Annotated in this window: 5 protein-coding genes; 3 read left to right on the top strand and 2 right to left on the bottom strand. The window is 63.0% G+C overall.

Features of this window, described 5'->3' with window-relative positions:
* Window positions 1–217 precede the first annotated feature (217 nt).
* Both B2994_RS05125 and B2994_RS05130 read left to right on the top strand, forming a co-directional pair.
* Window positions 218–430 (top strand): hypothetical protein, encoded by a 213-nt coding sequence (locus B2994_RS05125; protein WP_291527298.1) that lies wholly within the window; start codon window positions 218–220, stop codon window positions 428–430.
* 2 nt (window positions 431–432) lie between these two features.
* Window positions 433–2,106: a serine hydrolase gene (locus B2994_RS05130; protein WP_291527299.1), complete on the top strand. Its 1,674-nt coding sequence runs from the start codon at window positions 433–435 to the stop codon at window positions 2,104–2,106.
* 38 nt (window positions 2,107–2,144) lie between these two features.
* On the opposite strand, the gene B2994_RS05135 is transcribed toward B2994_RS05130, so the two are convergent.
* Both B2994_RS05135 and B2994_RS05140 read right to left on the bottom strand, forming a co-directional pair.
* Complete coding sequence (locus tag B2994_RS05135) at window positions 2,145–4,337, bottom strand: YhgE/Pip domain-containing protein (RefSeq protein ID WP_291527300.1); 2,193 nt, start codon at window positions 4,335–4,337, stop codon at window positions 2,145–2,147.
* Window positions 4,334–6,913 (bottom strand): YhgE/Pip domain-containing protein, encoded by a 2,580-nt coding sequence (locus tag B2994_RS05140; protein WP_291527301.1) that lies wholly within the window; start codon window positions 6,911–6,913, stop codon window positions 4,334–4,336. The genes B2994_RS05135 and B2994_RS05140 overlap by 4 nt, the downstream gene beginning before the upstream one ends.
* Before the next feature lie 337 nt (window positions 6,914–7,250).
* Between B2994_RS05140 and B2994_RS05145 the strand changes: the two genes are divergently transcribed.
* The coding region (locus tag B2994_RS05145; protein WP_291527302.1) for a putative ABC transporter permease at window positions 7,251–8,485 on the top strand (1,235 nt) is incomplete at its 3' end.

Genomic DNA, 8,485 nt, shown 5'->3' on the forward strand with positions numbered 1-8,485 from the left:
CCGCGGGACGGCTTGGATCAGCGGCTGTCAAGCCCACGGATAACACTAGTGCACTGTTATAACCGTCCCGACAGCAATTCATTATCGAAATAAGCTATGCCTCGTTCCATCTCATCCTCGGCCCATGAACCGGCTCCGCAAAACCGTTCCGCGCAATATCGTTCTCTGCGCTTTTCCAAGGATCAGGACCAGTTGCCGCAGCATGTGGTGGTTCCGCATGTCGCTCATGCAGGCGCCGATACCGGTGCCGGCACCTCCGCTGGCATGCGTGCCGGCGCCCGTGTGGCGTCTTCCACCCGGCGAGGCAGCCATCGCGCCGATTCGCATCAATCCGGGCGACGCGGTGTTCGATCGTATCTTCGCCTCGTTCGATTCGGCTCTGGCTCAGGTCGGGGATCGGGTCGAAGTCCCGTCGTCAGGCACGGGATGACGATGCTGAAATCGCAAACCTACACGCGGCGACGCATTCTGGTGGCGGTGTTGGGCGTGCTGCTGCTGGTCGAGCTGTTCCAGCTGTTCTGGCCGTCCGATCGCTTCTACCCGCTGGCCACGCTTGACGGTTACTCGGTGAGCGGGCAAAGCGTCGATCATGCGACTGAAAAGCTCAACGAGGCCGCTTCGTCCCGACAGATCGTGCTGACTGACGAATCCACGAAAGCCCAGGTCACGCTGAGCGTCCACGACGCCGGCATCACCACCGACTACAGTGCCCGAGCCGGCCGGGCCGCGCATCACTCCTTCCTGAAGCGCATCATTCCGTTCTCATGGCTGTTCGCGCACAACACCACCACGGATTCCCTGCCCGCCGCGTTCTCCACGAACGCCGATCCCAGCGCCGCGACCGTCACCGCCGAAGTGCGCAATGCCGGTCTCGAGGTCAAAGATGGCGTGCTTACCACCGTCGCCGCAGCGCCCGGGTACACATTCCAAGCCTCCGACGCCCTGGCCGCCGCCGGTTCCAGCCTGCAGAGCGCCGCTTCCGACAAGCCGGCGCAGGCCACGCTGAATCTCAGGATCGCGCAGCCCACCGTCGCCACCGAAACCGCCGAACGGCTGCGCGCCACCGTCGCCGCCGCGTTGGGCAACCAGGTGACCTTCAGCTACGGTGACGGCACCTGGACAGTGCCCGCCGCCGACGTGGCCGGCACGCTGACCGTCAAGCCGAACGGCGAGGACAACACCAAACTCGACGCCTCGGTGGATTCCTCCAAATTGGCCGACTTGCTCAAATCGAAGAACGTGGCGATCGAAGTCGTCAAGAAAGCCGTTGAGACCAAAGCCGTGCCCGCCGTGTTCGCCACCGACGCCCGCGCGTCCAGGGCCATCGACACCACCAAAACGGCCGGCGACCTGACCGCCATGCTGCTCGGCGGCAAGGCCCAGCCGGTCGCGGTGACCACACGCACCATCACCAACGCGGCGCTGTATGAGAATCTGCCGACCGAAGGGTCGCTTGAGGACAAACTCAAGCAGCTATTCGGCAACGCCACCTACGAAGTGGCGGTCGTCGACCTCAAAACCGGCGAATCGAAGCTCAACATCAACGGCGACGGCGTGATGACCACGGCCTCCACCTATAAGCTGTACATCGCCTATTCGATGATCAACGCGGTTGAATCCGGCAAGCTCACATGGAACAGTCCGCTCAACGGCACCACGCTCAACACCTGTCTGACCCGTATGATCGTCAATTCCGACAACGCCTGCCCGGAGGCCTGGCTACGCACGTACGGCTTTTCCACCCTGACCAATCAGGCGCATCAGATCGGCGCCAAGAACACGAATTTCAAACTCGCCGACATCCGCACCACGCCAAACGATCTGGCGACCGTGCTCAAAGGCTATTACGATAATACGATCGCCACCAAGGCGAGCACCGACAAGCTGTTCCAGCTGATGCAGACGCAGGTGTATCGCGAGGGCATCCCGACCGGCATCGGTTCCGACGGCGTGGTGCAGGACAAGGTCGGCTTCATGAACGCGCTGCTTCATGATGCGGCGATTGTGCGCTGCGACAAGGGGGATTATGCGATGGTGATCATGACCGAGCACGCCAGCTGGTTGAAGATCGCTCAAGCCAGTCTGCTGATCTATGACGCGTTGTGACCTCTCCGCGATCCGCGCCGCGGCGCGTCGTGACGCGCCTAGATGAGCTTGGTGCTTTCGACCTTCGCCACATACCAGGTGTTGAAGCGAATCAGCGGTTTGCGCAGCACCAGTCCAAGCAGCAGCATCGGCGGGATGAACAGCAGCAGTGACCCGAGCGACATCCACAGGTCATTGTCGTATATGCCCGCGATGGCTGAACGGAATGCGCGGATCGCGTGCGTGGCGGGCAGGAACGGGCTGACGGCCTGATACGCGGCGGGCAGCACTTGGATCGGGTATGCGCCGTTCGCGCCGGACACCTGGATGATGAGGATGAGCACGCCGAACGCTTTGCCGACGTTGCCGAAGGACGCCACCAACGTGTAGGTGATGAACGTGAACACCAAACTGGTCACCCAGCCGGTAACCATATACAGCAGCGGGTGTTCCGACTGCACATGCATGAAGAGCAGGCTGCCGGCGTTCAGGAAGGTGCTTTGCATCAGGCCGATCAAACCGAAAATGCCGTAATGCCCGAGATACAGCTGGTGGGGCAGCGGATCGCCGAGTGCCTTACGGGTTTTGCGCGAAACCGTGGGCTTGAGCGTGATGCACATGAGCAGCGCGCCCACCCACATCGAAATGGTCGAGTAGAACGGGGCCATTGACGATCCGAAGTTCGCGACATGGAACACCGCCTGGCGGTTCAGCGTGACCGGAGCGGCGAATTTGGCGGCAAGATCCTCGGGGCTCCCGGCGGAACTCAGCAGATCCTTGACCTGTCCCATGTCGCCGCTGCTCAGAGCGCCGCCAAGTTTATCGGTGAAGTCGCGGATCTTGGCGGAGGCGTCGCTGAGTTTGCCGCGGGCCGTGCCGAGCGTGGCGCGCGCTTCGTTGATCTTGCCGGACGCCGAGTCGGCGGCGCTGATGAGATCGCCGACCGCGGCGTCGAGATCGGCCGACGTGCCGGCGAGCTGCAAGGCGGCGTCCGACACGCTGTTGGTGATGGTGGTGAGCTGTGGCTGCATGTCGTTGGCGAACGACGTGTCAAGGTCGTTGACGGACTGTTTGGCCTGCGCGGCGAGATCCTTGATGTGCTGCCGGTCCTGTCCGGCGGTGTTCCGGCCTTCGTCGACTGCGTCTGCCGCCGACGTAAGTCCCGAGGCGAGATCGTTCAATCGCGTGATGGTCGAATCAAGCTGGTCCAGCAGCGGGCGCGCCGCGTTCTGCGCGGTGCCGTCGGGCAGCTTGTTGATCAGCGTTTCCAAGGTGTTGCGCAGCGTCTGGTATTCCTTGGCCTGCGCGCTCACGGTGGCGGCCTTGTTGCGTATCGCCGTGGCGGTGTCGGCGGCCTGCCTGTCGGCGTCGGCGTACAGCTGGTCGATGCTGGCGCCCACCGCCGCGAAGCCGTCGGCGCTGGACTTGATGGCGCTGCCCAGCGTGTTTGCGCTGGCGGTGAGTGCGGAGGCGATGGCGCTCGCGGAGTCGTGGGTGCCGTCCATGTCGTTTGACACGTTGTCGGCGGCGGAGGAGGCCCCGGAAAGCAGCGACGCCGAATTGGTCATCAGGGTGCTGGCCGAGGCGAGCATGCCGTCATACGCGTCGATGGTGCCCGACAGGTCGTCGATGTCGTCGGCGATGCCGGCGACGTTCCGGTTGAATGTCGTCAGCTTGCTTTGGGCGTCGTTGGCGTCGAGCTGGTTGACGAGCCCCTCGGCCAGACTGAAGGCCACGGTGGTGATCGTCTGGGCGAAGATCTGGTTGACTTGCGCGCTGACCGTGCTGGCGCCCTGGTTGGTCACAATGGGGGCGAGGGCGTTCTTTTTGTCGTTGACGTAGTATTCGATCTTCGCGCTGGTCGCATCGTCGGTGAAGAAGGTCATCATATTGCGGCTGAAGTCCTTCGGAATGATGACCGCCGCGTAGTATTCGCCCGACTTGGTGCCCTCGATCGCCTTGTCGCTGGTGGTGAACGTCCAGTCCATCTGGTTGTTGGACCGCAGGGTGCTGATGATGGTGTCGCCGACGGTGATGTTCATCGGCATCAGATCGGAGCGGTATCCCTCGTCGTCGCTGGCCACCGCGAATTTGAGGTTGCCGGTCGCGGAGAACGGGTCCCAGGAGGCGGCCACGTTGAACCAGGTGAATACGGCGGGAATGGCGGTCAGGCCGATCACCACGATAACCGACACGATGTTGGAGACCATGCGCCTCACGTCTCCGACGAACAGTTTCCAGATCTTGCTCATGCCGCATGCCTCCTTTCATGATGATGCGCGGCCCGTTTGCGTCGTCGTTCGGCCTTTTCGTGCTCGTGCGCGTACAGGGTCCGCCGGATGTCCTCGTCGCTGAGCGCCCCCAACTGCATCTGCCGCTCGATGCGGAAACGCGTCGTCTCGATGAGCAGCAGCGCGCCGATGATAGCCAGCAGCCAGATGATCCAGCTGGCCAGCGCCGCGAGTTTCCAATCGGTGTTCAGCGCAAACACCACGCAGAAGATGGCCGGGACGATAATGCCGGCGATCAGTGCGGCGCGTTTGTACTTCGGATAGTTCTCGGTGAATCTGGCGGCCCTCGCCTCGATGACGCGACGGTATTCGTCGTGATTGGCCAGCGCCATGATCGCCTGCGCGAGCTTCGGGCCTCTGCTGGGCGTGTGGAACTCCTCGCCGACGATCATGTCGCTTTCGGCGATTTCCCTGGCGAACATGCGGTTGAGGTTGCTCAGATACGGGCGGATCACCAGACCCAGCAGGAAGGCGAGGGCGGCGAACAGCGCCAGAAACGCCACGTTCCTGATCCACAGGCCGTCGTAGAAGCCGCCCACGGTCTCGCGCATCGCGTCAATCGAATACGTGAACGGGAAGAACGGGTAGAAGCGGCGGAAGAACTCCGGCATCATCTCAATCGGGTAGAGGCCGGAGGCGCCCGGAATCTGCACGATGACCAGCAGCACGCAGATGCCTTTGCCGACGTGTTGGAAGGTGACGGCCAGGGCGAAGATGATGCTCAGATACGTCAGCGCCGACAGGACGCCGGTGAGCATGAACATCGGGGCGCTTGCGGTTTGCACGCCGAGGATCAGGTCGCCGCCGGTCGCCACCAGCGCCTGGCAGACGGCCAGCGGGGCGAGCAGCAGCCAGCGTCCCAGATACCGTTGCGTGGCGGTGAGCCCGAGGTCTTCCAGACCCTCGTCGTCGACTTCGAGTTTGAGGATCACCACCAGTGAGAAGGAACCCACCCACAGGGCGAGGTCGGTGAAAAGCGGGGCCATGCCGGATCCGTAGGAATTCAGCGGGAAGAGGGTTTGGGTGTCGAGCACCGTGGGGGAGAGCATGAATTCCGAGATCTTGTTGGCGTCGAGTTTGCCGTCCTTGCCGAGCAGTTGCTGGAGCAGGGCGGAGGTGCTGAGCGCGCTCACGTCGGTGCTGATCGTGTCGAGGCGGGTTTGCACGGTGGCGAGCGTCTGGTCGGTGCGCTGCAGGGCGTTCTTGGTGTCGGTGAGCGTCGTGTCGAGTTGGTCGAGCACGGTGTTGGTCTGGTCGATCAGCGATTGCTGGCTGCTGATGGTGGCCGACAGTGTGCCGGCGCTGCTGCCCAGCTGGATCAGCCCGTTTCCCAGCTGCGGCAGTGTGGTGGTGCTGAGTGCGCCGCGGGCCCCGGATGTGACGGCCAGTGCGTTTTGCGTGCCCGAGTTGAGGCTGTTGGCGGCTTGCGCGATGTCGGTGGTGGTGGCCGTCGCGTCGTCGTTCAGCGTGGACAGGTCGTTGAGGGCGTTGGCGGTGTCCGCGTTGTCGGCTTTGAGCTTGGCGATGAGGTCGCCGAAGGTCGGGTTGTTGAGCGCCTCCAGTTTGCTGAGCAGCGCGGCGTTGGCGTCGGTGACGGCTTTGCCGGTTTCGAGCGCGAAGCCGATGTGGTGCTGCGCTTCGACCAGACCGCCGCTGATGGCGGTGACGCCGATGTTCGCACCGGATGATGCCTGCGACAGCAGGAGGGAACCCTGGTCGAGGGTGTTGCCGAGATTCGTGGCGAAGGTGCCCAGGTCGGCGGTGGCGTTGGTGATCAGCGTGGAGCTGCTGTCGAGCGCGGTGCTGGCGTCCTTGCCCACACGTTCGGCGGTGGCGACGGATTGCCTGGCCGCGTCGATTTTGGCGGGCGCCTGGTCGATTGCGGTGTCGATCTCGCCGATGCTTGCACGCAGTTGGCTGACGTTGTCCTTGGCCTGCGTGATGTCGTCGACGATTGCCTGCTGCGCTTGCGTGGTGGTCTGCTGGCCTTGCCCGATCGCGGTGTTCAGCGTATTCGACACCACTTGTCCTACGGTGGAGACGAAGGTCGAGTTGACGGTCTGGTCGATCGTGTTGGCGCCCACGTCGGTGATCTTCGGGGCGATGGCGTTGGCTTTTTCGTTGACGTAATAGTCGATTTGCGGCCTGGTGCCGGATCCGGTGAGCATGTCAGACATGGCGCTGGAGAAGTCCTTTGGCAGCACGATCGCGGCATAGACGGTTCCTGAGCGGACTGCGTCCATGGCCTGGGTCTCGTCCATGAACCGCCAGCCGAGTTCGTCGTTCGTTGCGAGCTGGTCGACGATCTGCTTGCCGAGGTTCATGTCGCCCATAATGGCGTTGGTGGCGCCTTCGTCTTCATTGGCCACGGCCACTGCGATGGACTTGGTGTTGCCGTATGGATTCCAGAAGCCGACGATGTTCACTAGGGCGTACAGCGGCGGGATGGCGATCAGGCCGACGAGGATAACCCATGCGGCGGGGACGGTGAGCAGGCGGTGCAGGTCACGCTTGAGGATTGCCCTTATGTTATGCATGCTTGCAGCGCCCTTTCTGAATGCCATACCTTATATATTTGCAGATGTCGTCGCTGGGGGTGTGGCGGTGTGCCCATATCATTCCCAACAAAGTCAACACGTTGTCTATTTATGTGAGGTCATACGGAATGTACCACGCTTTGCTGTGAGCGGCCAGTCTGTCGCGACAACGATCGGGGGGATGTTGATTCAGGTGGCGGCGAAGCGGCCGCGTGGGTGGTTGCCGCGCGGGTGGTTGCGGGCGGTGCCTTCGCGAGGGGCGAGGGGGTGGCCGCGAAGTGGCCGCGAAGGCGCTCATGGTAGCGTGGAAGGCGACGAGGGTTGTGAGGAGCATGCTATGGGCGAGACGATTGCGATGAACGGTGTCGGGCAAAACCGCGGATCCGGTGCCGAACCACACGTGGACCGCGCTCCCGAAACGAATCTCGACGGCCGCAGACTCCCGCTGCTGGCCCGCATCTATGGCGTGCTGGTGCTGGTGGACGGCGTGGTGACGGTGGCGTTCTTCGCGCTCGCCATCGCGGCCCTGATCATGGCTGGCCTGGGCAACGACATCGCGTTCCTGAAGCAATTCGAACCGGCGACGCTCACCTTCATCTTCGCCTGCGTGGAGGCCGTCGTGCTGTTCGTCAACGCCTTGGGGCTGACGGTGTTCGGCGTGCTGATCCTGCGCAACCGGCGACGGTACGCCGCTCGCTGGGCATATGTGCTCATGGTGCCCACCATGCTTGACGGCCTGCTGCAGCTCGCGCTGGACGGCCTGACCCCGGAATTGGCCAAGCCGCTGATCCAGCTGGCGCTGCTGGTCGCCATCTCCGTCACCGCCGACCCCGGTCTGCGCGAGGAACGCCGTCTGCAACGCACGCTGAAACGCATGTCGGACCGCGATGACTACGAGGCGGCGGCGGCCAAAGGCATGGTTGGCCGGGACCTGAGCGGCAAGGGCTATGCGTCGCTCGACTTCTTCAACATCATCTGGATCTTCTTCGCCGGCTGCCTGGCCGGCTGGGTCATCGAATTCCTCTACGTGGGCATACTGACCGGAACCTGGCAGAACCGCGCGGGCATGATCTACGGGCCGCTTTCGCCGATCTACGGTTTCGGCGCGTGCCTGCTCACTATTTGCCTCAACCGCCTGTACAGGCTCAACTTCGTCGTCATCTTCTTCGCCTCCGCGGTGATCGGCGGCGCCTTCGAATGGTTGTCAAGTTGGTTCCTAGAGAAGGCCTTCGGCATCGTCTCGTGGGATTACACCGGGCAATGGCTGTCGATCGGCGGACGCACCAGCGGCAAATACATGTGCTTCTGGGGCTTGCTTGGCCTGTTGTGGCTCAAGGTGATCGAACCGCGGCTCATCACGCTGATCAACCGCATCCCCTGGCAGTGGCGGTACTCCCTGACGCTGGTGGTGTTCGCGCTGCTGTTCGTGGACGGCCTTATGACGCTGATGGCCTTCGACTGCTGGTACACGCGTTCGGCCGGCATGTCCCAGGATTCGCCGGTGATGCAGTTCTTCGCGCGGCACTACCCCAACGAGTGGATGGAGCAGCGGCTGCCTGGCATGAGCATGCA

It is taken from the genome of Bifidobacterium sp. UBA744 (assembly GCA_002298605.1).
Classification (GTDB): Bacteria; Actinomycetota; Actinomycetes; order Actinomycetales; family Bifidobacteriaceae; genus Bifidobacterium.

Excerpts from the sequence above, each read along its gene's own strand:
- B2994_RS05125 (WP_291527298.1), top strand. The coding sequence starts at position 218 with ATGTCGCTCATGCAGGCGCCGATACCGGTGCCGGCACCTCCGCTGGCA.
- B2994_RS05135 (WP_291527300.1), bottom strand. The coding sequence starts at position 4,337 with ATGAGCAAGATCTGGAAACTGTTCGTCGGAGACGTGAGGCGCATGGTC.
- B2994_RS05130 (WP_291527299.1), top strand. The coding sequence starts at position 433 with ATGCTGAAATCGCAAACCTACACGCGGCGACGCATTCTGGTGGCGGTG.
- B2994_RS05140 (WP_291527301.1), bottom strand. The coding sequence starts at position 6,913 with ATGCATAACATAAGGGCAATCCTCAAGCGTGACCTGCACCGCCTGCTC.